The sequence below is a fragment of the Glaciihabitans tibetensis genome, from assembly GCF_003003265.1.
Taxonomy (GTDB): Bacteria; Actinomycetota; Actinomycetes; order Actinomycetales; family Microbacteriaceae; genus Glaciihabitans; species Glaciihabitans tibetensis.
Genome location: NZ_PVTL01000002.1, coordinates 87,909 through 112,602, shown reverse-complemented (window position 1 = coordinate 112,602; position 24,694 = coordinate 87,909). Strand labels below are relative to the sequence as shown.

22 protein-coding genes are annotated in these 24,694 nt (G+C 65.7%); 8 read left to right on the top strand and 14 right to left on the bottom strand.

The genetic code is table 11. From position 1 onward, the window contains the following. Nucleotides 1–12 precede the first annotated feature (12 nt). The gene (locus B0I08_RS04325) at nt 13–363 is read left to right on the top strand and encodes a hypothetical protein (RefSeq protein ID WP_106210220.1); all 351 of its coding nucleotides are present in this window, start codon (nt 13–15) and stop codon (nt 361–363) included. A 331-nt stretch (nt 364–694) separates the two neighbouring features. Next, the gene (locus tag B0I08_RS04320; protein WP_106210218.1) at nt 695–1,615 is read left to right on the top strand and encodes a LysR family transcriptional regulator; all 921 of its coding nucleotides are present in this window, start codon (nt 695–697) and stop codon (nt 1,613–1,615) included. Between the two features lie 68 nt (nt 1,616–1,683). Here B0I08_RS04320 and B0I08_RS04315 read toward each other — a convergent pair whose 3' ends face one another. After that, the gene (locus B0I08_RS04315) at nt 1,684–2,070 is read right to left on the bottom strand and encodes a sec-independent translocase (protein ID WP_106210216.1); all 387 of its coding nucleotides are present in this window, start codon (nt 2,068–2,070) and stop codon (nt 1,684–1,686) included. Nucleotides 2,071–2,134: 64 nt separating this feature from the next. On the opposite strand from B0I08_RS04315, the gene B0I08_RS04310 reads away from it, so the two are divergent. After that, the gene (locus tag B0I08_RS04310; protein WP_106210214.1) at nt 2,135–2,767 is read left to right on the top strand and encodes an O-methyltransferase; all 633 of its coding nucleotides are present in this window, start codon (nt 2,135–2,137) and stop codon (nt 2,765–2,767) included. Between the two features lie 587 nt (nt 2,768–3,354). On the opposite strand, the gene B0I08_RS04305 is transcribed toward B0I08_RS04310, so the two are convergent. From B0I08_RS04305 to dapE, 3 genes are all read right to left on the bottom strand, one after another. Then, a complete protein-coding gene (locus tag B0I08_RS04305) occupies nt 3,355–3,525 on the bottom strand; it encodes a DUF3117 domain-containing protein (RefSeq protein ID WP_106210212.1) in 171 nt (56 codons plus the stop codon). A gap of 83 nt (nt 3,526–3,608) precedes the next feature. Further along, the gene (locus B0I08_RS04300) at nt 3,609–4,868 is read right to left on the bottom strand and encodes a hypothetical protein (RefSeq protein ID WP_106210211.1); all 1,260 of its coding nucleotides are present in this window, start codon (nt 4,866–4,868) and stop codon (nt 3,609–3,611) included. Nucleotides 4,869–4,873: 5 nt separating this feature from the next. After that, nucleotides 4,874–5,977 carry a succinyl-diaminopimelate desuccinylase gene (gene dapE, locus B0I08_RS04295; RefSeq protein ID WP_106210210.1) on the bottom strand — a complete coding sequence of 368 codons (1,104 nt, stop codon included), beginning with the start codon at nt 5,975–5,977 and terminating at the stop codon, nt 4,874–4,876. Nucleotides 5,978–6,034: 57 nt separating this feature from the next. On the opposite strand from dapE, the gene dapD reads away from it, so the two are divergent. Beyond that, nucleotides 6,035–6,979 (top strand): 2,3,4,5-tetrahydropyridine-2,6-dicarboxylate N-succinyltransferase, encoded by a 945-nt coding sequence (dapD, locus tag B0I08_RS04290; RefSeq protein ID WP_106210209.1) that lies wholly within the window; start codon nt 6,035–6,037, stop codon nt 6,977–6,979. Between the two features lie 128 nt (nt 6,980–7,107). Here the strand turns inward: dapD and B0I08_RS04285 are convergent, their stop codons facing one another. From B0I08_RS04285 to B0I08_RS04270, 4 genes are read right to left on the bottom strand one after another with little or no spacing between them, the layout of a single operon-like run. After that, a complete protein-coding gene (locus B0I08_RS04285) occupies nt 7,108–8,424 on the bottom strand; it encodes a citrate synthase (protein ID WP_106210791.1) in 1,317 nt (438 codons plus the stop codon). Nucleotides 8,425–8,433: 9 nt separating this feature from the next. Then, entirely contained in the window at nt 8,434–9,594 is a 1,161-nt protein-coding gene (gene dapC, locus B0I08_RS04280; protein WP_106210207.1) for a succinyldiaminopimelate transaminase, read from the bottom strand. A 34-nt stretch (nt 9,595–9,628) separates the two neighbouring features. Further along, complete coding sequence (fdxA, locus tag B0I08_RS04275) at nt 9,629–9,955, bottom strand: ferredoxin (RefSeq protein ID WP_106210205.1); 327 nt, start codon at nt 9,953–9,955, stop codon at nt 9,629–9,631. Next, a complete protein-coding gene (locus B0I08_RS04270) occupies nt 9,952–11,133 on the bottom strand; it encodes a PIG-L family deacetylase (RefSeq protein ID WP_181243215.1) in 1,182 nt (393 codons plus the stop codon). Before B0I08_RS04270 ends, fdxA begins: the two co-directional genes overlap by 4 nt. A 147-nt stretch (nt 11,134–11,280) precedes the next feature. On the opposite strand from B0I08_RS04270, the gene efeU reads away from it, so the two are divergent. Genes efeU through efeB form a run of 3 tightly spaced genes read left to right on the top strand, consistent with a single transcriptional unit; the run spans nt 11,281 to nt 14,675 of the window. Next, the gene (efeU, locus tag B0I08_RS04265; RefSeq protein ID WP_106210201.1) at nt 11,281–12,138 is read left to right on the top strand and encodes an iron uptake transporter permease EfeU; all 858 of its coding nucleotides are present in this window, start codon (nt 11,281–11,283) and stop codon (nt 12,136–12,138) included. Next, complete coding sequence (gene efeO / locus B0I08_RS04260) at nt 12,135–13,382, top strand: iron uptake system protein EfeO (RefSeq protein ID WP_106210199.1); 1,248 nt, start codon at nt 12,135–12,137, stop codon at nt 13,380–13,382. Before efeU ends, efeO begins: the two co-directional genes overlap by 4 nt. A gap of 27 nt (nt 13,383–13,409) precedes the next feature. After that, a complete protein-coding gene (gene efeB, locus B0I08_RS04255; protein WP_106210197.1) occupies nt 13,410–14,675 on the top strand; it encodes an iron uptake transporter deferrochelatase/peroxidase subunit in 1,266 nt (421 codons plus the stop codon). A gap of 102 nt (nt 14,676–14,777) precedes the next feature. Here the strand turns inward: efeB and B0I08_RS04250 are convergent, their stop codons facing one another. From B0I08_RS04250 to B0I08_RS04225, 6 genes are all read right to left on the bottom strand, one after another. Then, nucleotides 14,778–15,260, bottom strand: a complete 483-nt coding sequence (locus B0I08_RS04250) for a hypothetical protein (protein ID WP_106210195.1) — start codon at nt 15,258–15,260, stop codon at nt 14,778–14,780. Between the two features lie 710 nt (nt 15,261–15,970). Next, entirely contained in the window at nt 15,971–17,890 is a 1,920-nt protein-coding gene (gene typA, locus B0I08_RS04245) for a translational GTPase TypA (RefSeq protein ID WP_106210193.1), read from the bottom strand. 279 nt (nt 17,891–18,169) lie between these two features. Next, nucleotides 18,170–19,900 carry a dipeptide ABC transporter ATP-binding protein gene (locus tag B0I08_RS04240; RefSeq protein WP_219905611.1) on the bottom strand — a complete coding sequence of 577 codons (1,731 nt, stop codon included), beginning with the start codon at nt 19,898–19,900 and terminating at the stop codon, nt 18,170–18,172. A gap of 14 nt (nt 19,901–19,914) precedes the next feature. Then, on the bottom strand, nt 19,915–20,865 hold the full coding sequence (locus B0I08_RS04235; protein WP_106210189.1) for an ABC transporter permease: 951 nt from the start codon (nt 20,863–20,865) through the stop codon (nt 19,915–19,917). Next, on the bottom strand, nt 20,855–21,784 hold the full coding sequence (locus B0I08_RS04230; protein ID WP_106210187.1) for an ABC transporter permease: 930 nt from the start codon (nt 21,782–21,784) through the stop codon (nt 20,855–20,857). Before B0I08_RS04230 ends, B0I08_RS04235 begins: the two co-directional genes overlap by 11 nt. Nucleotides 21,785–21,912: 128 nt before the next feature. After that, nucleotides 21,913–23,592, bottom strand: coding sequence for a peptide ABC transporter substrate-binding protein (locus B0I08_RS04225; RefSeq protein WP_106210185.1), 1,680 nt, complete (start codon nt 23,590–23,592; stop codon nt 21,913–21,915). A gap of 283 nt (nt 23,593–23,875) precedes the next feature. Here B0I08_RS04225 and B0I08_RS04220 point away from each other — a divergent pair, with 283 nt between their 5' ends. Next, nucleotides 23,876–24,664: a CPBP family intramembrane glutamic endopeptidase gene (locus tag B0I08_RS04220; RefSeq protein WP_106210183.1), complete on the top strand. Its 789-nt coding sequence runs from the start codon at nt 23,876–23,878 to the stop codon at nt 24,662–24,664. The last annotated feature ends 30 nt before the right edge of the window (nt 24,665–24,694 follow it).

Here is a 24,694-nt window from a genome sequence, read left to right as displayed (position 1 = left end):
TATGCTCAAGCCATGGCGCAGAACTGGATCGAACATCGACGCGGACGGGACGGCGAACTACTCGGCTGGATGAAACCCACCGGGGATGGATTTGTCGCGGTCGACCTGCTCGGGCACGAGAAAACCGCCGTTGTCGACTGGCTCACCGCAGAGGAGACCCTCGACGCCCTGGGTATCGGCTATCTCGCTGAGCCCTATGAACTGCGGCTCGACGATGGTGGCTGGCTGCGGGTGCGGCTGGTCGAAGTTTCTGCCCAACAGATTCGGCTGAAGAAGGACGACTGGGGAGCCATTGATGCCCCCCAGGTGTTCTACACGCTTCCGATTCCGGCGCCCGACGCGTTGCGGCCGCTGCAACGCTGAACGGTGCGGGTCGAACGGTGCGGGCTGAACGGTCAGGTCAAACGGTGCGGGCTGAACGGTCGGGTCAAACGGTGCGGGCTGAACGGTCGGGTCGCTCGAAGCGTTCAGCACGCAGCGGACGTTCGGGTCTTATGCGCGGCGCGTCGGAATGCGGTGGTAGCCGTCGCGCGCGACGGAGACAACGGTGCTGTAGATGGCGACGACGGACAGGACGGTGACGAGGGTGATGGCGATTGTCATGGGGTGCTCCTTGTAAGTATGAGTACATTTCACCGCCAAAAAAGAGTTAGCACAATCGAATGTTTCTTGTGTGAGTGTGTAGCCTAGCTACATGGACATCCGTCGCCTCGAACTGCTGCGGGAGCTTGCCGAACGGGGCAGCATCACGGCCGTGGCACGAGCAACCCAACGCACGCCCTCTGCGGTCTCCCAGCAGCTCAAGGTGCTCGAGCGAGAGGCCGGTATCCCACTCACGGAGCGCTCCGGGCGCGGCATCGTGCTCACCGGAGCGGGCCGCGCGCTGGCCCTGACCGCGACCGAAGTTGCCGTCGCGATCGAGCATGCGCAGGCGGTCTGGGAGGACTTCAAGCAAGCGCCCCGCGGAGAGGTCACGCTGACCACTTTTCCCACGGGAGGCCAGATGTTTCTCCCCGGACTCCTCGGGGCCGTCGCCGAGGTTCCCGGCCTCACCTTGATCTGCACCGACCAGGATGCTCTGCTGCCAGATTTCGCCGACCTCACCCCCGACTTCGACATCGTGCTGGCCGATGCTCCCGGCTACCTGCCGTCGTGGCGCGAGCGGGGACTCGCGGTGATCCCACTGATGCGTGAGCCGCTCGACGTGGCGCTGCCGGAGGGTCATCCGCTGAGCGCCAAAGCGACCCTGGCACCGAAGGACCTGGTCGATGTCACCTGGATCGGCATGCGGGTGGGATTCCACTACGACCGAATCCTGAGTCAGATCGAGGCCGCGAACGGCGTCAGCGCAAAAGTAGGGCAGCGGTTTCTCGACAACGGCATCGTGGAGTCGGTCGTCGCCGCGGGCCATGGCATCGCCATCCTGCCCCGCTTCACCACACGCGACAAGGAGAACGGGCTCGTCACCCGGCCACTCACGGGCGTCGTTGCGGTGCGCCAGATCTTCGCGCTGCTGCGGCCGGACCGCGCCGAGCGCCCGTCGGTGCGCCTCGTGGTGGAGGCGCTGCGCACGGAAGCAAAGCGCATGCAGGAGCTGTACGAGTCTCTGCGGTAGCTACGCCGCCATGTCGCCCGGTGCGTTCACTAACAGGCGGGTTCGATGTCAGGCGGGTGCGTTTGCTATCAGGTCGCTTCAGAGTCGTAGGGGGCGGGCTTGCCCTCGCGCTCAAGCCGCAGCCGCTGCGCATACGCGCTCTCTCGCACCGGCTTCACGGCCGGAGTGACCGTCGCAGTGGCGGCGGCTGCTGCAGGAGTGGTGTCGTCAAGCAGGGCCTCGCGGATGATCCGGCGAGGATCATACTGCCGGGGATCCAGTTTCTTCCAGTCGACGTCGTCAAAGTCCGGGCCCATTTCTTCCCGCATGCGGTCCTTCGCACCGTTGGCCATGTCGCGGACCGTGCGCACCAGGCGCGCCAGCTGCGCCGCGTAGTGGGGAAGCCGTTCCGGGCCCAGCACAAAGACCGCGATGATGCCAATGATCACCAATTTGTCGAACGTCAACCCAAACACCCGCTCAGAATACCCGCTTCGGATGCAACCTCGCCCTAGGCTGAAGAGTCAAGAGGAGTTCAGGGTGTCTGACAAAGATTTGAGCTGGAAGTTCGCGGAAGACTTCGTCGTCGAAAGCGATGAGATGCTCGCGGCCCGCCAGCACTCGCTGGAGCAGGGCGTCGAGCCCATCTCCCCCGGGATGGGTGCGCAGATCGCGGTGATCGCCGCGGCGTCCCGAGCGCGCACCATGATCGAAATCGGCACCGGACTCGGCGTCAGCGGACTCTGGCTCATGAAGGGCGCCCCGCAGGCGATCCTGACCTCGATCGACATTGAACTGGACTACCAGCAGTCGGCCCGCAAAGCATTCAACGCCGCCGGCATCCCGGTCAACCGCGCGCGTCTCATCACCGGACGTGCGCTCGACGTGTTGCCCCGCATGAACGAATCGAGCTACGACGTGGTTCTGGTCGACGCCGACGCGCACTCGGTGATCGAGTACGTGGAGCACGGCCTGCGCCTGGCGCGCACGGGCGGCACGGTGCTCGTCACCCACGCGTTATGGCGTGGGCGGGTTCCCAACCCTGTTCAGCGGGATGCCACGGTCGCCGACTATCGCACCCTGCTCCGAGAGATCGCGGCCTCCCCCGCCGTGCACAGCTCTCTCTCGACGGTCGGCGACGGACTGCTCCAGCTCACGAAGGTCGGCGACTAGCCCGAGCTCGTCAGCGCAAACCCGGGTAGGTCGACACCGACCCGAGCACTCCAGAACTACGCCGAGCAGGACGGCACAGCATGACGACCGTCGCCCGCACCTGATGTGTCACGTTTGGTCACTAACCGCACCTGAAGTGTCACGTTTGGTCACTAGCCGCACCTGATGAGTCACGTTTGGTCACTAGCCGCACCTGAACCCTCTGCGTCACGTTTAGTCACTAGCCGCACCTGAAGTGTCACGCTTAGTCACTAACCGCACCTGAAGTGTCACGCTTGGTCGTTCACCGGCCGTGAGGTGTCTCACTTGGTCGCAGCTTTTGTTCAGGATGCGACCAAACAAGCCACTTCAGTTCCGGCGCAGCGGCGAGGTGCCAAGTTTTGTCGGACGACCCCAACCACACGGCCCACCCAAGAGAGACGATCAGAGGTTACCGTGGTGACGGAGCGGGAATGATCGAAGACCTGGACCAGAAGTCACCGGAGGGACGGACCAGAGCTCGCCGAAGCACAGGAGCAGAAGTCACCTACGTGACGGAGCAGGAGCCGCCGAAGAGCAACGGACCAGAACTAAGGGGAAGTGAGTGCTTACGCCGAAACGACGTTGGCGAGAGCGTCGTGCAGCTCTTTGGCCTCGGCGTCGTTCACGGATACGACCAGACGGCCGCCGCCCTCAAGGGGAACGCGCACGATAATGAGGCGACCTTCCTTGACAGCCTCCATTGGGCCGTCGCCGGTCCTCGGTTTCATGGCTGCCATGAGTAGTCCCCTTTCACAAAGATACGTTCCTATTATCGTCTATTTCTCGCGTTCTCAAAAACGCGGGATTCTCAGGTCTTGGACTACGGCGGTGTCCAGTCATTCTCACCCACCAACCAGCCTATGTAAATCCAGCCCACCTGGCCCGCAATCAGCACTAAAACGAGCAGAATCCGGTAGGTCCTTGACCGGGGCTGCGCGAGTGCACCCCAGAGCGGGAACATGGGCATCAACAGCCGGAACGTGCTCGACTGCGGAAAGAACACCGCGAGCAGGTAGAGCGCGTAACTCGCCACCCACAAGCGCAGGTCAACGCCGATGCGCCTGACCCACGGGGTGAACATCGCGCAGGCAAACAGCGCGACCGCCAGGATCAGGAGCAAGACACCCAGCGGTTCTGGCACCCACCAATTCGCCCCGGCAATCCACCCGGCGAACGGAACCAGCTCGCCGTATCCCACGTACGAGGCCCGCCAGGCGAGCTCGGTGTCAGTGTATGCGCTGGCCGACCCCGTCACCGCCCAGGCGATAAGCGGCCAGGCGAAGCCCATCGCGGCGCTGAAGCCGCCCGCAACCACGGCGGCGACTCGTTCGGGCACGGGAAACGGCTCGGTGCGCCGCTTCGTCCACCGGTAGATCACGTGGAGCCCGAGCATGAGGGCAAATGCCAGACCGCTCGGCCGCGTGAGGCTCATCGGGACGATGACCAGCAGAAGCAGCCAATACCGGCGCTGGAGGAGCAGGTACAGCCCGAGTGTGAGAAAAAACAGGCCCATCGACTCGGCGTAGGCGACCTGCAGAATCGGGGACAGCGGCGCAAAGCAGAACAGCACAACGGAGTACAACGCCTGGCTTCCCGGCAGCACCAGGGCCATCAGCCGGTAGAACATCAGCGCCGCTCCCAGGGCGAAACCGACCGACACCCAGACCGCGACAACGGCGAAGCTGCCGCCGGTGATGGCACCGATCAGGCGGACCAGCATCGGGTACGCGGGCATAAACGCCCAGGCATTTTCCCCGATGTGGCCGTCAGCGGTCACGGGGAGATCGCTCGGATACCCCGCGACGCTGACGATGTAGTACCAGTGGCCATCCCAGATGGAGGCGAACGAGAAGTAGTCGGGGCTTGCCGCGGTCCACGGGTTCTGTGCCTGCATCGACGCGAAGATGAGCAGCAGGATGGTGGTGACAACACGCGACACCAGGAAGACGACGAGGACCTTCGCCCACCACGGCGTCCGCGCGTAGTAGCTGGCGGAGGAGCTGGCAAGGTCGACCGGCGCTGGCGGGCGCCCGGGCTTGCCCGCCGAGGGCCGACGGGCAGCGGTGCGGGAGTTCGGCACGGAGATCAGGCCGTGGCGTCGGAGAGCCAGGTGCGCAGGCCCGTCTCGCAGGACGTGATCTGCTCCAGCGCCACCCGCTCATCATCGGCGTGTGCCTTCAGCGGGTCGCCCGGGCCGTAGTTGACCGCGGGGGTACCGAGGGCGGAGAACCGCGCGACATCCGTCCAGCCATACTTCGGGCGGGCCTCACCGCCCACCGCCGCCAGGAAGTGCTGTGCCAGCGGCGCGTCGAGCCCGGGGCGTGCGCCGGCCGCGAGGTCGACCACGGTCAGGTCGTACCCGTCGAAGAGTTCGCGCAGGTGAGCGACCGCCTCCTCCGCCGACCGGCTGGGCGCAAAGCGGTAGTTGATGTGCACCATCGCCTCATCCGGGATGACGTTTCCGGCGATGCCCCCGGAGATCCCGACGGCGTTGAGGCCCTCGCGGTAGACGAGGCCATCGACCTCGACCTCGCGGGCAACGTAGCTGGCGAGGGTGTCGAGGATGGGTGCGAGATCGTGCACCGCGTTGTGCCCCACCCACGACCGGGCGGAGTGCGAGCGGAGGCCAAAAGTGCGCACCTCCACGCGCACGTTGCCGTTGCATCCGCCTTCGATCTCAGAGTTTGTCGGTTCGCCCAGAATGGCGAAGTCGCCCGCGAGCAGGTCAGGGCGGGTGCGGGCCAGACGACCCAGGCCGTTGAGGGACTCAGAGACTTCTTCGTGGTCGTACCAAATCCACGTGACATCCACCGCGGGATCCACCAGCTCGGCGGCCAGCTTGAGCTGAACGGCCACGCCCGCCTTCATATCGACGGTGCCGCGCCCCCAGAGGTACTCGACCCCGTCGATGGTCTCGTACCGGGTGGGCACGTTGTTGTTGATCGGCACCGTGTCGATGTGGCCGGCGATGACCACCCGCTTGTCCCTGCCGAGGTTCGTGCGCGCCACGATTGCGTCGCCGTCGCGGATGATCTCAAGGTGGCCCGCACCGGCGAGGCTGGCGATCATCGCGTCGGCGATGGTGGCTTCGTCGCCGGACACGGATTCGATGTCACAGAGCTGGCGGGTGAGGTCGATGGATGAGGCGGTGAGGTCGAGCACGGGAACGGTGGCGTTTACGGTCGGCATGCACGAAATTCTACTGGTGAGCGGCTGGCCCGCCCCGGCAATCGATACTCTGGAGCCATGACTTCTCGCTCTGCCTGGGGCTACGGCCTCGCCACCATCGCCGGCGACGGCACCGTTCTCGACACCTGGTTTCCCGAGCCGAAGCTTGGCGCGGTTCCCGAGGGTACCGATCCCCACATCGCGCCCGCCGTGTTCGAGGATCTCGCCGGGGCCGACGAGCGCCGCAACGTTACCCTCGAGTTCCGCACGGTTGAGATCGACCTCGACGCGCCTCCCGCGAGCACCTCGGATGCCTACCTGCGCCTGCACCTGCTCAGTCACCTGCTGGTGGAGCCGAACAGCATCAACCTCGACGGACTGTTCGGGCAGCTGCCGATCGTCACCTGGACCAACGCTGGCCCGGTGCACCCCGACGACTTCACCCGGCTGCGCCCCCGCCTGCAGCGCGCGGGCATCGCCATCACCGGTATCGATAAATTCCCCCGGCTTCTCGACTACGTCAGCCCGGATCGGGTGCGAATTGCGGATGCCTCGCGCGTGCGTCTCGGCGCCCACCTGGCACCGGGAACCACAGTGATGCACGAGGGCTTCGTCAACTTCAACGCCGGCACCCTGGGCGTCTCAATGGTCGAGGGACGCATCTCCCAGGGCGTTGTGGTCGGCAACGGCTCGGACATCGGCGGCGGGGCATCCATCATGGGCACCCTCTCCGGCGGCGGTACTCAGCGGGTGTCGATCGGCGAGCGGGCGCTGCTGGGAGCGAACTCCGGAATCGGCATCTCGATCGGCGACGACAGCGTGGTGGAGGCGGGGCTTTACGTCACCGCCGGCACCAAGGTCACCGTGGTCGACAAGACCACCCCCGAGGTGCGCACCGTGAAGGCCGTTGAGCTCAGCGGAGTTGCCGGACTGCTCTTCCGCCGCAACTCGATGACCGGGGCCGTCGAGGTGCTCGCCCGTTCCGGCAACGGCATCGAGCTCAACACCGCGCTGCACGCGTAGGGCGGGCGCGTCAGGCGGGCGTCGCGCGCCAGGCGGGCGCGTCAGGCGGGCGCGTCGCGCGCCAGGCCAGCGGGAGCGGGAGCGGGCTGCGCTGAGCCAACCTCAGCGCGCCCGTGCCGCCGTGCGTGCTACTGGTGGCCCTCCGGGCGACCCTCGGGCCATTCACGCGCCGGTGAGCCCGTGTAGAGCTGCTGCGGGCGTCCGATGCGGGTCGCGGGGTCGTCGTTCATCTCACGCCAGTGCGCGATCCAGCCGGGCAGGCGTCCGATGGCGAACAGCACCGTGAACATGCGCGGGGGGAAGCCCATCGCCTTGTAGATGACCCCCGTGTAGAAGTCGACGTTCGGGTACAGCTTGCGCGAGATGAAGTACTCGTCGGCGAGGGCGACCGCCTCGAGCTCCTTCGCGATGTCGAGCAGGTCGTCCTGCACGCCGAGCGCCTCGAGCACCTCGTCTGCGCTCTCCTTGACCAGCTGGGCGCGCGGGTCGAAGCTTTTGTACACCCGGTGGCCGAAGCCCATCAGGCGAACACCGGGCTCCTTGTTTTTGACCCGCTCGACGAATTTCTCGACTCCCTCGCCGGAGTCCTTGATCTCCTGCAGCATCTCGAGCACGGCCTCGTTGGCGCCACCGTGCAGCGGGCCGTAGAGCGCGTTGATACCGGCGGAGATCGACGAGAAGATGTTCGACTCGGTCGATCCGACCAGGCGTACCGTCGAGGTGGAGGCGTTCTGCTCGTGGTCGGCGTGCAGGATGAGCAGGCGCTCGAGCGCCTTGCTGACGACCGGGTTGACCACGTAGGGCTCGGCCATGGTGCCGAAGTTCAGGCGGAGAAAGTTGTCGACGAAGCTGAGGCTGTTGTCGGGGTACAGGAAGGCGTGCCCGAGGCTCTTCTTGTGGGCGTAGGCAGCGATGACCGGCAGCTTCGAGAGGAGGCGAATCGTGGAGAGTTCGATCTCGTCGGGATCGTTGACCCCGCGGGACTTCTCGTAGTACGTGGACAGCGCGGAGACGGCACTGGAGAGCACCGACATGGGGTGCGCGTCGTGAGGAAGCGCGTCGAAGATGCGGCGAAGGTCTTCGTGGATGAGGGTGTGCCTGCGCACCCGCTTGTCGAAGGCCTCGAGCTCTTCCGCCGTCGGGAGCTCCCCGTAGATGAGCAACCACGCGGTCTCAAGGAACGAGGAGTGTTCGGCGACATCGGCGATGTTGTAGCCGCGGTAGCGCAGGATTCCCTTGTCGCCGTCGATATAGGTGATTGCGCTGCGTGTGGCGGCGGTGTTCACGAATCCGACGTCGAGCGTCGTGAGTCCGGTCTGCTTGGTCAGCGTCGAGATGTCGATCGCATCCCGCCCGTCGACCGCGCGGACTATCGGAAACTCGGCGCTTACGCCGCGAAAGTGGAGTGTGGCCTTCTCGGCGTTAGCGTCTTCAGCGTCGTTCACGCACACAGCCTAATTGCCCGCGGGCGTAACCGTTGCATCCGTCAATACTGGGGCGACTTCTCTGTTGGTAGAGACCAACGACCCGCGCAACCGGGTGACGGCCTCGTCAATCAGCGCGTCGGTGGTGGTGAGAGCCACCCGCACGTGGTGGGGAGCCCCCGTGCCGTAGAAGCTGCCGGGAACCACGAGGATGCCGAGTTCTGCCATCGCGGCGACGGTAGTCCAGGCGTCTTCTCCCCGGGTCGCCCAGAGATACAGCCCTGCTTCGCTGTGGTCGATGCGGAAGCCCGCGTCCTGCAGCGCCGGCAGCAGTCGGGCGCGGCGCGAGCGGTACAACTCGCGCTGGGCGCTCACGTGCTCGTCCTCGCCGAGGGCAGCGACCATGGCCGCCTGCACGGGCGCCGGCGGGATAAGTCCCGCGTGTTTGCGCACGGCCAGCAGCGCGTCGATGGTGGCAGCGCACCCCGCGACGAACCCGGCGCGGTAACCGGCGAGATTGGACTGCTTGCTGAGCGAATACACCGAGAGCACTGACTCGGTCGAATTGCCGACCACACGGGGGTCGAGAATTGACGGGGTCGGCTCGTCCCCCGCCCAGTTCAGCTCGGCGTAGCACTCGTCGTTCGCGATAACGGCGCCGAGTTCGCGGGCGCGGGCGACGGCAGCGGCGAGACCCGCGATGCCGAGAACCCTGCCGTCGGGATTGCCAGGCGAGTTGAGCCAGATCAGTTTCGTGTTCGCGGGCCAGGCGGCCGGATCATCCGCCGTCACCACGCTCGCACCGGCCAACGCCGCACCGATCGCGTAGGTGGGGTAGGCGACGCTCGGCTGCACGACAACGTCGCCGGCGCCGAGGCCCAGCATCAACGGAAGCCACGCAATCAGCTCCTTCGAGCCGATCGACGGCAGCACCTCGGTGAGCGACAGACCGGACACCCCGCGACGGCGGGCGTACCACGCGACGATCGCTTCGCGCAGCTCGACCGTGCCGGCGGTCAGCGGGTATGAATGCGCGTCGGTCGCCTCGGCCAGGGCACGCCGAATGTGTTCGGGCGTCGGGTCAACCGGGGAACCGACAGAGAGGTCGATCATGCCGTCGGCGTGACGGCGCGCCGTCTGGGCGAACGGAATGAGGGCGTCCCAGGGGAATTCGGGCAACGTCACGGGCATAAATCGCGGTTCCTTTGCGACGCGAGCGCGGGCGTTAGTGCGCCGGACCCTGCGGGGGCAGCACGGAGATCACGGGGTGATCCTTGTGGATCACGCCCACCTTTGCCGCGCCTCCTGGAGAGCCGACGTCGTCGAAGAACTCGACGTTGGCCTTGTAGTAGTCCGCCCACTGCTCGGGCAGGTCATCCTCGTAGTAGATCGCTTCGACCGGGCAGACCGGCTCGCAGGCGCCACAGTCGACGCATTCGTCTGGATGGATGTAGAGCGAGCGATCACCCTCGTAGATGCAATCGACGGGGCATTCGTCGATGCACGCGCGGTCCTTGATATCGACACACGGAAGGGCGATGACGTAGGTCACTGGGGCAGTGATCCTTTCACTTCGGAGGGAGCTTCAATCTTATCGTGCCGCCGGGGCGGAAGCTGCGGCCAACCGAGCACAACCAGAGCAATCACCGTTGGCGCGGCCGTCCAGATGTATCCGGCCGCGGTCGCCGGCACCAAAACCGATCCTCCTCCGCTGCGCAACGACAGCGTGCCGACGGCCAGCAGAATGCCGAGGGCACAGGTCGCTGCGATGAGCCTGGTGCCGAAAATCAGGCGAAGCCCAGCCAACAGACAGGCGAAAATGATCACGCCGATGATGAGGCCGTAGGGCACTGTGACCGTGCCAACAACGAACGAGGCCTGGTGCGCCACCGTGAGCATGGCCCCGACGGCGACGCCGACAATGAGGCCCACGAGGGCGCTGACCACCTTCACGGGGAGGCTCTGGTCGACGAAGGGAGCGCGTCCCGCCGGATATTCCCGGCGCACCCGACGAAACCGTTCGATGCTGTCGATCGGCTGGGAAACGCCGTTGGAGAGCGCGAAGCTGTCGCCGTCGACGGCGATCTGGGTCGCGTGGGCGGCCATGGCGGAGCGCTTGCGGTCGAGCACGCCAGCCACATTGATGTCGAGGGTGGATGCCGCGGCCGAATCCCGCGGCTCGATCGCGAAATACGGCACGTTGTACACCTCGGCGGCTCGCCTGGCGGCCCGTGCGGCCCGGATATGGTCGGGGTGCCCATACCCTCCGAAGTCGTTGTAGCTCACAATCACGTCGGGTCGAACGTCGGCGACCACCGCCGCAACGTCGGAGGCCACCTCGCCGAAGTCGGCGGCAACCAGGCTGTCCGGGTCGAGGTCGGGCAGCGCCTGGGCCCCGGACTCGCCCCACTCCATGCCCGAGTCACGGTAGCGGCGTGCATCCCGGCCGACCCAGCGGGCGCTGCCCTCGCCCAGGTACCGGTGGTCGGTCACGCCGAGGATGGCAAGCGCGGCAGCGAGCTCCCGCTCGCGATGCTCGGCGAGGGCATCTTCTGAGGTGAGCAGATGCTGCAGCGATGCCGGAATCACCTCACCGCGCTCGCCACGGGTGCAGGTGACGACGGTGACAACGGCGCCGCTGTCCACCAGAGTGGCGATGGTGCCCCCGCTGGCAATGGTTTCGTCGTCGGGGTGGGCGTGCACAAACAACACGCGTTCCTGCACGCTCATCTGACCTCTTTCGCAATGGCTCATGGACAGGATAGGCATACGACGGTAGAGTCACGTCGGTTAGGTCAGCCTTACCTTCGTCACACTGACCGGTTCATCCGCTCGCCAGGCTCCCCGACATCCGCCTCCTCAATCAAAGGTCCCGCCGTGCTCGCAAACTTCCTCATTGGTCTCCGCGAGGGGCTCGAGGCGGCGCTCGTGGTGGGAATCCTGATCGCGTACGTGAAAAAACTGGGGCGAACCGACGTCATCCGGCGCATCTGGCTGGGCGTCGCTCTCGCGGTGCTCCTGTCGCTCGGCCTCGGCGCGATCCTCACCTTCGGCGCGTACGGGCTCTCATTCACGGCCCAGGAGTTCATCGGCGGAATGTTGTCGATTGTCGCGGTCGGGTTCGTCACCTGGATGATCTTCTGGATGCTGCGTGCCGCCCGTGACCTGTCGAAGCAGATGCGCAGCGACGTCGACTCCCATCTGGACGGCGCGGGGTGGGGGCTGGTGCTCGTGGCGTTCCTCGCGGTCGGACGCGAGGGCATTGAAACGGCCCTCATCATCTGGGCGGCGGCGCGCGCCACCGGCGAGGACAACTTCCCGCTCGTGTGGGCGACGCTCGGAATAGCCACCGCCGTCGTGCTCGGGTACCTCATCTACCGCGGCGTGCTGTCGATCAACCTCACGAAGTTCTTCACCTACACCGGGGTGTTTCTCATCATCGTCGCCGGCGGAATCCTCGCCTACGGGGTGCACGACCTCCAGGAGGCCGGTTTCCTGCCCGGTCTCTACACGCTCGCCTTCGACGTCAGCGCGACGATCCCCCCGAACAGTTGGTACGGCACGCTGCTGAAGGGCATTTTCAACTTTTCCCCCGCCACCACCGTGCTCGAGGCCATCGCCTGGGTTGCCTACGTCGGTGTCGTGATGACCATCTTTATCCGCTCCGTGCGACGCCAGGCACCCAAGGTCGGCGCTCCTGCACGCTCAGTACCCATCCCCCGAGGAGTCCGATGACCCAGCCCGCCGCTACGACAACGCCAGAGCGCCGTTCGGTTCAGCGCCCCATCCGAGCCGCCCTCGGCCTCGTGACCGGCGTGGTCGCCCTGCTCGCCCTGTCGGGCTGCGTGCCCAATAACCCCACGACCGAGGGGGATGCCACGGCCACACTCGCCCTCACCGTGGACAGCAGCGCGGACTCGTGCACGGTCTCCGCGGCTGAAGCGCCGAGCGGCAGCCTCGCGTTCACCATCACCAACTCTGGCGACCAGGTCACCGAGTTCTACCTCCTCGCCGACGACGGCCTCCGCATCGTCGGGGAGGTCGAGAACATCGGCCCCGGCATCACGCGAGACCTGGTCGTGCAGGCCAAACCCGGCGACTACTACACCGTGTGCAAGCCCGGCATGATCGGGGACGGTATCGGCAGAACCGCGTTCACGGTCACCGACTCCGGCGCGGACCTCGCCGATTCGGGGGACGACGCCGAGGCAGCCGCCGCGGCGGCAACAAACTACGTCGCCTACGTCAAGGACCAGATCGAAGCCCTTGTTCCGGCGACAACAGCGTTCCTCGACGCGTACCGCGCTGGAGACGACGACACCGCGCGGTCGCTGTACGCCCTCACCCGCGCCTCCTACGAGCGGATCGAGCCGGTTGCCGAGTCCTTCGGCGACCTCGACCCGAAAATCGACTTCCGCGAGGCGGACGTCGAGGAGGGCACGGAGTGGACCGGCTGGCACCGCATCGAGAAGGATCTCTGGCCGCCAGCCGCGGAGGACAACAACGGCGAGGCCTACGTCCCGCTCACGGCCGCTGAGCGCGCGTACTTCTCCGACTTGCTGCAGGCCGACACCGGCGCTCTGAACGACGCCGTCCACGAGGCGGATTACACGGTCTCGATCGACGCCATCTCCAACGGGGCGATCGGGCTGCTCGACGAGGTCGCGAGCGGCAAGATCACCGGTGAGGAAGAGATCTGGTCGCACACCGACCTGTGGGATTTCCAGGCCAACCTCGAGGGTGCCCGGGTGGCGTTCGAGGGCGTGCGCGACATCGTCGAGCCCAAAGATCCCGAGCTGGTCGCCCAGATCGACGAAGAGTTCACGGCGCTGCAGAGCGAACTCGCCGCGTACGGATCCCTCGATGCGGGCTTCGTGTCGTACACGGAGCTCACCACCGAGCAGGTCAAGGACCTCGCCAACGGCGTGAATGCGCTCAGCGAGCCGCTGAGTAAGCTCACCGCAGTGCTGGTCGGCTAGGGCCAGCGTTACCCGAGGAACTGAACGATGAATGACACACCGGCTTCGCCGAAAAAAGGGCTCTCGCGGAGGGGTCTGCTCTCCCTCGCGGGTGCCGGCGTTGTCGGTGCGGGTCTCGGCGCCGGTGCCTCCTATGCCGTTGCCGCTGCCGCCCCCGGGCACTCGGGCGCAGCGGCCAGCTACCCGTTCTTCGGCGAACACCAGTCCGGCATCACCACGCCCGCGCAGGACCGGCTGCACTTCGCGGCGTTCGACGTCGATGACATCAGCCGCGACGAACTGGCGGAGTTGCTGGCGGACTGGAGTTACGCCGCCAGCCGGATGACCTCAGGGCTGGGTGCGGGCGGCTACGGGCCAGCCAGCGGTCCGTATGACTCGCCGCCGGACGACACGGGCGAGGCCCTCGACCTTCCGCCGTCCGGGTTGACCATCACCTTCGGCCTCGGTCCGTCTCTGTTCGACGACCGCTTCGGCCTCGCCGGCAAGCGCCCCGCCGCGCTGATCGACCTCCCGCACTTTCCCGGAGATGCCCTCATCGACGCCCTCGTCGGCGGTGACCTGTGCATCCAGGCGTGCAGCGACGACCCGCAGATCGCCGTGCATGCCATTCGCAACCTCTCCCGGATCGCCTTCGGGCGCGCATCGATCCGGTGGTCGCAGCTGGGCTTCGGCCGCACGTCATCCACCACCCGCGCCCAGACAACCCCGCGCAACCTCTTCGGGTTCAAGGACGGCACGGCGAACATGCGCGCCGAAGACACCGATCAGGTTAACTCCGCGATCTGGGCCCATTCGTCCGAGGGACCGGGATGGATGGCGGGCGGCAGCTACCTTGTTGCGCGCAAGATCCGCATGACCATCGAGACCTGGGACCGCTCGTCGCTGCGCGAACAGGAGCGAGTGATCGGGCGCACCAAGGGCGAGGGCGCGCCACTCAGCGGCGGAAGCGAGTTCACGGAACCCGACTTCGCCCTGGCGGGACGCGGGGACGCGCCGCTCATCGACCCCGCCTCACACGTGAAGCTTGCCCACCCCACCAATAACGACGGCGCGAGCATGCTCCGCCGGGGGTACAACTTCGTGGACGGCAACGACGACCTCGGTCGGCTCAACGCCGGCCTGTTTTTCATCAGCTTCCAGCGCGACCCGCAAACGCAGTATGTGCCCGTGCAGCTGAGCCTCGCGAAGAACGACGCCATGAACGAATACGTGCGCCACGTCGGGTCCGGCATCTTCGCGGTTCCCCCCGGCGCGCGCGAGGGCAGCTTCGTCGGGGCCGGGCTCTTCGGCTGAGGGGGACTTCTCGACTGAGAGGGGCTCTTTGCCTAGGCCGGACCTTTCGCCTGAGAGGGGCTCTTCGCCTGGGCCGGACCTTTCGCCTGAGCCGACGTCTCCCTATTGCGGGATGGTGGTGACCGTGTAGTTCGCCGCGAAAGTACCGTCGCCGTTGTCATTGACGATCAGCGCGACGGCGTAGGTGTCGTTCGCGAAGCCCGCGGTACCGCCGATGTCGGGCGCTCCGGGAAGATTCGACGTCGAGGCGAAGCCGGCCGAGGTCAGCTGCTCGGTGATGACGCTGGGCGCCGCGACATCCGTCACCGTAATCGTAATGTTCCACACCTTGCCTGTGCCGGTGCCGACGCGGCCGGCCGACGCCACCTCGCCGCTTGCCAGGGGGATCTCGGCGGGGAAGTCCTCGGGGATGGTGGTGCCCCCGACGTCGACGGTTCCGCCGGTCGCGTCGCCGACGATCGACTGGACCTGCTCCCCCGAGCAACCGGCGAGCACCGGCGCAGCGAGCAGCGCGCCGATGAGCAAAACGGTCGGCGCGATGCTTCGGGCGGGTCGGACTCCAGAACGGACAGCGGTGAGAACCATGCATCGAGTGTATCGGCGCAGCATCCGCCCTCCCCGACGGCGGCCCTGTCGGGGAGCCTCACCTCTCGGGCAGCCTCACCTCTCGGGGAGCCTCACCTCTCGGGGAGCCTCACCTCTCGGGGAGCCTCACCTCTCAGGGGGCCTCACCTCTCGGGCGGCTGACCGGTCGGCGACGCGGCAGGGCTGACCGCAGCGAGGCGAAGGCGGCGGCGGGCGGCAGGCGGCAGCAGGTAGGACGGCGAGGAGAAGGCGGCGGCGGCAGGGCTGACGGCGGCGAGGCGAAGGCGGCGGCGGCAGGGCTAGCAGTCCGGCTGGGGCGGCGATCGCGAACGACCAAACGTGACCCGTCGCTGCTCGTGCAAGCCACTCAGGCCCGCGCCAGGGCCCGAAGTGACGCGTTTAGTCGTATCTCGAGCAAAACTTACGACGAATCGAGACACCTCGCGGACGGCTATCGACCGAACGCGACACTTCGGCTGACGGCAGAGACAAAACGCGACACTTCGACTCCGTGCCCGACCGGACCTGCTTGGGCAAATGGGCAGGAACCGTGACTCGTCCGATCGACCGCGCACTCATTGATCGACCGCGCACTCATTGATCGACCGCGCAGTCATTGATCGACCGCGCAGTCACTAAAACGACACATGGCCGCCTCGGGAGATCCCGGGGCGACCATGTGTGTGGTGCGTGTGCTGCGGCGGTTCTGGTTACGCGTTCTGCTTCTTCAGGCGCGAGACACGGCGGGCACGGTCGCCCGCGGCCAGCTCGAGCTTGCGGATACGCACGAACTCGGGGGTGACCTCGACGCACTCGTCTTCGCGGGCGAACTCGAGGCACTCCTCCAGGGTCAGCTGGCGCGACGGGGTCATGCGCTCGAACGAGTCCGAGGTGGACTGGCGCATGTTGGTGAGCTGCTTTTCCTTGGTGATGTTCACGTCCATGTCGTCCGCGCGCGAGTTCTCGCCGACGACCATGCCTTCGTAGACCTCCTGCGTGGGCTGCACGAAGAACGACATACGCTCCTGGAGCGCGACCATCGCGAACGGGGTGGCAACACCGGCGCGGTCGGCAACAATGGAACCGTTGGTGCGCGTCTGGATGTCACCGGCCCAGGGCTCGTAGCCGTGGCTGACGGCGTTGGCGATTCCGGCACCACGCGTGATGGTGAGGAACTCGGTACGGAAACCGATGAGTCCACGCGACGGGACAACAAACTCCATACGCACCCATCCGGTGCCGTGGTTGCTCATGCCCTCCATGCGACCCTTTCGGGCGGCGAGGAGCTGCGTGATCGCGCCGAGGTACTCTTCCGGCGCGTCGGTGGTGAGGTGCTCGAAGGGCTCGTGCACCTTGCCGTTGACCGACTTCACGACTACCTGCGGCTTGCCGACGGTGAGCTCGAAGCCCTCGCGACGCATCTGCTCGACCAGGATGGCGAGGGCGAGCTCGCCACGACCCTGAATCTCCCAGGCGTCCGGGCGTCCGATGTCGACGAGCTTGATCGAGACGTTACCGACGAGCTCGCGGTCGAGACGGTCCTTAACCATCCGCGCGGTGAGCTTGTGGCCCTTGATCTTGCCGATCATCGGCGAGGTGTTGGTTCCGATGGTCATCGAGATGGCCGGGTCGTCAACCGTGATGGTCGGCAGCGGGCGAACATCGTTCGGGTCCGCGAGGGTCTCACCGATGGTGATGTCTTCGAAGCCGGCGACGGCGACGATGTCACCGGGGCCCGCAGACTCGGTCGGGAAACGGTCGAGCGCCTTCGTGATGAGGAGCTCGGTGACCTTGGTGTTGACGACGGATCCGTCGTGCTTGACCCAGGCGACGGTCTGGCCCTTCTTGATGTGTCCGTTGAAGACACGCAGGAGGGCGAGGCGTCCGAGGAACGGCGACGCGTCGAGGTTGGTGACGTGGGCCTGCAGGGGGTGCTCGTCGTCGAAGGTCGGCGCGGGAACATGCTTGAGGATCGCGTCGAACAGCGGCTCGAGGTCGGCGTTGTCCGGCAGCGTGCCGTCTTCCGGCTTGTTCCAGCTGGCTGCACCGTTACGGCCCGAGGCGTAGACGACGGGAACGTCGAGTACGGCGTCGAGGTCGAGGTCGGGGTGGTCATCGGCCATGTCGGAGGCGAGACCGAGGAGGAGGTCCTGGCTCTCGGCGACGACCTCGTCGATACGTGCGTCAGGGCGGTCCGTCTTGTTGACGAGCAGGATGACGGGAAGCTTGGCCTCGAGGGCCTTACGCAGCACGAAGCGGGTCTGCGGAAGCGGTCCCTCAGACGCGTCGACGAGCAGTACAACACCGTCGACCATCGACAGGCCGCGCTCGACCTCGCCACCGAAGTCGGCGTGACCCGGGGTGTCAATAACGTTGATGACGATGTCGCCACCGTCGTTGTGCTCCTGGGCGTGAATGCCGTTGTAGAGCACCGCGGTGTTCTTCGCGAGGATCGTGATGCCCTTTTCGCGCTCGAGCTCGTTGGAGTCCATAGCGCGGTCTTCAAGGTGAGCGTGCGCGTCAAACGAGTTCGTCTGGCGGAGCATTGCGTCTACGAGAGTGGTCTTGCCGTGGTCAACGTGTGCAACGATCGCCACGTTGCGCAGGTCGTTGCGAGTGGCGATTGCCATGCGTCTAGTCCTTGGTGGGGTGTACGCGTCTCGCACTAGTCGCGCCCGCGCGTATATTTCAAGCAGCGGCACGGCAGCGGTCGACGCTGGGTGAAGGGGTCTTTGGGGCCCGCAGGGTTTCGTCTACGGTGCCCTACACGACCAGTCTACCGCGAGATCGCAGATTCCGGTGGCTGCCCGGTGGCTGCCCGGTGGCTGCCCGGCAGCACAGACGGCCCCTGACACGGTGCCTGACCGGTCGACAGACGACCGGTCAGGCACCCTGGGAGCCCGGGAAGGCTACCGCGCGAAGGCGAAATGCGCCCCGGGAATGGCTTCCAGCAGACGCTGCGTGTACTGGTCCTGCGGGTTGTCAAAGACGTCGTCGGTCGGCGCCGTTTCGACGATCCGACCCTTTTGCATCACGCAGACGTTGTCCGCGACCAACCGCACAACGGCCAAGTCGTGGGTGATGAACAGGTAGGTCAGTCCGAGCTCGGCCTGGAGGTCGGTCAGCAGCGTGAGAATCTGCCCCTGCACCAACACGTCGAGAGCGGAGACCGCCTCGTCGAGCACAATCACATCGGGCTTCAGGGCAAGCGCCCGCGCCACCGCGATTCGCTGGCGTTGTCCCCCAGACAATTCGTTCGGGTAGCGGTTGATGGTGGATGCCGGGAGCGCAACCTGATCGAGCAGCTCACGGACGCGTGCCTGACGAGACTTCTTGTCGCCGATCTTGTGGGCCATGAGCGGCTCGGCGATTGTGTTGCCGACACTGTAGACCGGGTCGAGTGAGCCGTAGGGATCCTGGAATACCGGTTGCACTCGGCGCCGGAATGCCAGCAGGTCCGCACCCTTGAGCGCAGCGACATCCGCTCCATCGAAGGTGATCGATCCAGACGAAATCGTCTCCAGCTGGAGAACCAGCTTCGCCACGGTCGACTTGCCCGAGCCGGACTCCCCCACGAGTGCGGTGGTTGTGCCCTTCGCGATGCTGAACGACACATCATCCACCGCGCGCAATTCGGTCTTGCCGAACCCGCGCTGGCGAATGTTGTAGATCTTCGACAGGTGATCAACCGTGATGAGGTCGGGATGAACGCCGGCCTCCCGCTTGTCCGCCCGGGCGATCAGCGTGTCATCGCTGGCACCGATGTCGGAGATCGCCATGTGGTCGGTGGTTTCCGGGCGCCGCGCGGACTGGATGCGGCGCGAGGCGAGGCTCGGTGCCGCGGCGACCAGACGCTGGGTGTACGGGTGGAGGGGGTTCGCCAGAATCTCGCGGGCGTTACCGGCCTCAACAACCTGGCCCTTGTACATCACCACGAGCTGCTCCGCGCGCTCGACCGCGAGGCCGAGATCGTGCGTGATGAACAGCACCGAGGTGCCGTAGTCGCGGGTCAGGGTGGCGAGGTGGTCGAGGATCGTCCGCTGCACGGTCACGTCGAGTGCCGACGTGGGCTCGTCGGCGATCAGCAGCTTCGGACGCGCCGAGAGGCCGATGCCGATGAGCACCCGCTGGCGCATACCGCCGGAGAACTGGTGCGGGTACTGCTTGAGCCGGTCTGCGGCGTCGGCGAGTCCCGCCTCCTGCAGAACCTCGACCGTGCGTGCGCGCGCGGCTTTGCCCGTGAGGTTGCTGTTGGCGCGGATGGCTTCTTCGACCTGGAAACCGATGTTCCAGACCGGGTTGAGGTTCGACATCGGGTCCTGCGGAACGTAGCCGATCTGCCCGCCACGAACCTGCTCCATCTCGGACGCGGAGATCTTGGTGAGGTCGCGACCTTCGAAGAGGATCTGACCGCCGGTGACCTTGCCAGCACCCGGCAGCAGATTGATGATCGCCTGCGCGGTCGTCGACTTGCCGGAGCCGGACTCGCCCACGATCGCGAGCGTCTGCCCGGCGCCGAGGGTGATGTTCACGCCCTTGACGGCGGGAACGAATCCGCGCTGCGTCTTGAAGCCGACCTGAAGGTCGCGAATTTCGAGGAGGGGGGCGGATGTCTCGTCCGCCACTGTCGGAATACTCATGATCTGTTCCTTGGTCATCGGCGTGCCCGTGCCTGAGGATCGAGGGCATCTCGGACGACATCGCCGAGCATGAGGAACGACAGCACCGTTATGGACAGTGCCGCCGCCGGGTAGAACAGCACCATGGGTGCGGTCTGGATGGAGGTGCGCGCCTGACTGATGTCGTTTCCCCACGACATCACGCTCGGCGGCAGTCCGATTCCGAGGAAGGACAGGGTCGCTTCCGCGACGATGAACGTTCCGAGCGACGTGGTTGCGACAACGATGACGGGAGCAATTGCGTTGGGCACAACGTGACGGACGAGGATCTGCAGCTTACTTACGCCGAGCGCGGTGGAGGCCATGACGTAGTCGGAGCTGCGCGCCGCGATAACGGCGCCGCGCATGATGCGGGCGATCTGCGGCCACGCGAAGATCGCCAGTACCAGAGCCACCGTGATGGAGGTGCGGTCGGGAAGCACCGACATCAGCACGATCGCGCCGAGGATGGTGGGGATCGCGAAGAAGATGTCACCAAACCGCGAGACCAGGGCGTCGAACGCGCCGCCGTAGTAGCCGGCGAGGGCACCGACGATGGCGCCGAACAGCGTCACCAGCAGGGTGGCGAGCAACCCGACGGTGACCGAGGCCTGGGTTCCGAAGATCACGCGGGAATAGATGTCGCAGCCCTGGCGGGTGAAGCCAAATGGGTGGCCAGCTTCGGGCCCGCCGTTTCCGTTGGGCAGCAGGCATCCGCTGTTCGGGGCTGTGTGCGAGAACAGTCCGGGGAACAGCGAGACCAGCAGGATCACCAGGATGAGGGCCGTGGCGATCCAGAACATCGGGCGAACCCGCATCGAGTCCCACGCGTCGGACCAGCTGCTTCTGGCCTTCTCCGACTCGTCAATCGTGTCGATTGCGGCGATCGGCGTGTCAGACAGGTCGGCAACAAAGTGCCCCGGGGTTGAAAGATTATTACTTGGCAAGACGGATCCTCGGGTCAAGTGCCGCGTAGAGGAGGTCCACGAGCAGGTTGGCGAGCATGTAGATGATGACCATCACCGCGACGAACGAGACGACGGTGGGCCCCTCGCCGCGGGTCACGGCCTGGTAGACGGTTCCACCAACACCATTGATGTTGAAGATGCCTTCGGTGACGATCGCGCCCACCATCAGCGCACCCACATCGACACCGAGGAACGTCACCACCGGAATCAGCGAGTTACGCAGAATGTGCACGCTGACGACCCGACGCCGCGACAGCCCCTTGGCCGTCGCGGTGCGCACGAAGTCGGCACCGAGGTTGTCGGAGACGCTGGCCCGGGTCAACCGCACGATGTACGCGAAGGACACCGAAGCCAGCACCAACGCCGGGAGCACGAGGTCTCCGAGGGGCGCTCCAGCGCTGACCGTGGTCCTGAACCAGCCGAGCTGGATCGCGAAAACGTACTGGAGGATGAAGCCGAGCACGAAGGTCGGCACCGAGATGAGCAGGAGACTGACCACGAGAGCGGAGCCGTCGAAGAACTTGCCCTTGCGGAGACCGGCGATGAGGCCCAGCAGGATTCCGGCGATCGCCTCGAACGCGAGAGCGAGCATCGCGAGTCGGAAGGTGATGGGGAATGCCTGAACGAGCAGGTCGCTGACGGGCCTGCCCGAGTACGTGGTACCCAGGTCGCCCGTGAGAATGCCGCCGACGTAGTAGAAGTACTGCACGATGAACGGGTCGTTCAGGTGGTACTGCTCACGAATGGTCTGGATGACGGCTTCGGGCGGGGGCCGCTCGCCGAAGAGTGCGGCGATGGGGTCGCCCGGCAGGGAAAAGACCATGAAGTAAATGAGGAATGTGGCGCCAAAAAAGACGGGGATCAACTGCAGCAGTCTGCGCCCGACATACCCCCACATCAGAGGCTCGCGTCTGAGGTCAAAAACATAAAAATCACAATCGTAGATTTCGGTGGCTCACACCGGAATGTCCGGGACGCAGAGTGCGTCCCGGACATTCGCGGGCGGTCTAACAGAGTACGCCCTGATTAGCCCTTGGTGATTTCGTCGTACAGCGGGACCGAGTCCCAGCCGAACACTACGTTGTCAACCTGGTCGCCCCAGACGCCATTCACGTTGGCGTACCAGAGCGGGATGGTGGGCAGGTCCTTCAGGAGGACTTCCTGTGCGTCCTGGTAGAAACCAGTGGCGGTCTCAACGTCGGGAGCAACGCTTCCCTCGTCGAGCAGGTTGTCGAACTCTTCGCTGCTGTAGCCCTCGTAGTTCGAGCCGGCACCAGTCTGGTAGTTCGGCGCGAGGAAGTTGTACAGCGACGGGTAGTCGGCCTGCCATCCGGCGCGGGTGGCGCCGGTGAGGGTGCCCGCTGCGCGGTCGGTCAGTGCGTCGGCGAACGTCGGGTAGGGCTTGCCCTGCGCGGTGATGCCGAGTGCGTTCGAGATGCTCTGCGTTGCAGCGTCGACCCAGGCCTGGTGGCCACCGTCGGAGTTGTACGCGATGTCGAACACGGTGTCACCGTACGGCGCAATCGCGTCAGCCTGTGCCCAGAGGTCAGCGGCGATGTCGGCGTCGTACTCGAGCACCTCAGCACCCTCGAGCTCGTCGGAGTATCCGTCGATCACCGGGGAGGTGAAGTCAGTTGCCGGGGTGCGGGTGCCCTGGAAGATGAACTCCGTGATCTCGTCACGGTTGATGGCGCGGGAGATCGCTGCGCGACGCAGTTCGCCCTCTTCACCGGTCCAGTGCTCGAGGTACTGCGGGATGTTGATCGCCTGGAAGACGGCGGCGGGCTGGTTGGCCGTGCGGCCATCGAACTCGGTCTCGTAGGTTTCGAACGCACTGTCCGGGACCGCATCCAGCACGTCAAGGTTTCCACCCTGCATGTCGGCGTACGCGGCGTCGAGGGTCGCGTAGAAACGCATCGTGACGCCTTCGTTCGCGGGAACGCGCTCACCGGCGTAGTCCGGGTTGGCCACGAGATCGATGTCGATGTCGTGCTCCCAGGCGCCCTCACCATCGAGCATGTACGGACCGTTACCGATCGGGTTCTCACCGAACGCTTCCATGTCCTCGAACGCGACCTCGGGCAGCGGCATGTACGCCGTGTAGCCCAAACGCAGCGGCCAGTCAGCCTCGGCGGCAACCAGCTCGACGGTGAACGTCTGGTCGTCGACAACCGTCAGACCCGACATCGTCTCGGCGGTTGGCGCGGGTACCTGGAGGACGCTGCCGTCTTCGTCGAGGGTTCCGGCCGGGTCGTCGATCATGGCGTTCACGTCGGTGTAGCCGACGATGTTGTCGAAGAAGTAGGAAGAGCTCTGCGCGTTGGTGATCAGCGCGCCGTAGTTCCAGGCATTCACGAACGAGCTCGCGGTGACCGCTTCACCGTTGGTGAACGTCCAGCCGTCCTTGAGCGTCACGGTCCAGGTAATCGAATCGTCGGTTTCGAGCGACTCGGCGACCTCGTTGGAGATCTCGCCCGCAGCGTCGTAGGACACCAGGCCGGCGTAGATCGACGTGAGGATCTTTCCACCGCCCACCTCTGTGGTGTTGGTGGTAACCAGCGGGTTCTGCGGCTCGCTGCCGTTGGTGGTGATGATGCCTTCGGCAGATGTCGACGCAGTGTCGTCCTCCGCCGCACAGCCGGTCAGGACGAGCGCGGTGGCAAGCCCAAGACCGACGGCTGCTGTGCCGATTCGGTTGAATCTCAATTTTCCTCCAGTGCAAGATGAACGCGGCAGAACAAGACGCTGTTCTGCCGCGTGATTAGGTTCACCCTAGAACGGGGGTCCATGCTGACCAAATCCAGACGACAAATGTTACATATCGGCAACACGATCGCCGGAATCCTGCGTCTGCCGCACTAATTGTGCGTCCTGGGCGCTTTGTGCGCATAAAAGCTGCGTATTGTGGCGGTCGGGCATTGAGATACCCGCGCGGACGCCCGCGTAGCATGAGCAGGATGGAGCAGATCACCCTGTCACTTATGTACCTATGCGCGTAGCCACAAGGGCCTTCGCGCCCGTTTCGCTGGATTCGCCGCGCCGCATCTGGGCCGAGGTGAGCATCGTCCTCGCGCTCTCCCTCGGGGCCTCCGCCGTGTACTCGCTCGTGTCGATCATCAACCGGCTGACGCAGTCCACCGCCCTGTCCGAGCAGACGGCCACGCTCAACACCTCGCTGAGCGCCCGCCCCACCTTCGATCTCATCTACCAGCTGCTCGCGGTGTTTTTCGACCTCGCCCCCGTCGCGCTGGTGGTTTTCCTGCTCTGGCGGAGCGCGCGCCCCCATCTCGGCGCGCTCGGCATCGACTTCACCCGACCGGTCCGGGACGGTCTCAGCGGGCTCGGCCTCGCCGTCGTCGTCGGGGTTCCCGGCATTGCGGTCTACCTTGCCGGCCGCGCCATCGGCATCAGCGTCACCGTGGTTCCGACGGCGCTCGACGCCTATTGGTGGACGGTTCCTGTCCTGGTGCTTTCCGCGCTGCGCGCCGGCATCACGGAGGAAGTCATCGTCATCGGGTACCTGTACTCCCGCCTGCGCGATCTGGGCTGGGGACCATGGAGAATTATCGTCGCCAGCGCCGTGCTGCGGGGTACCTACCACCTGTACCAGGGCATCGGTGCGTTCTTCGGGAACGTCGCGATGGGACTCCTCTTCGGGTGGTTGTACACCCGTTACGGTCGCCTCCTGCCCCTGGTGGTGGCGCACACGGTCATCGATACCGCGGTCTTCGTCGGATACCCCTGGGCCGTCGCGACCTTCCCCGCACTGTTCAGCTGACCGCACGCCCCGCCGTTCGGCCGGCTGCGG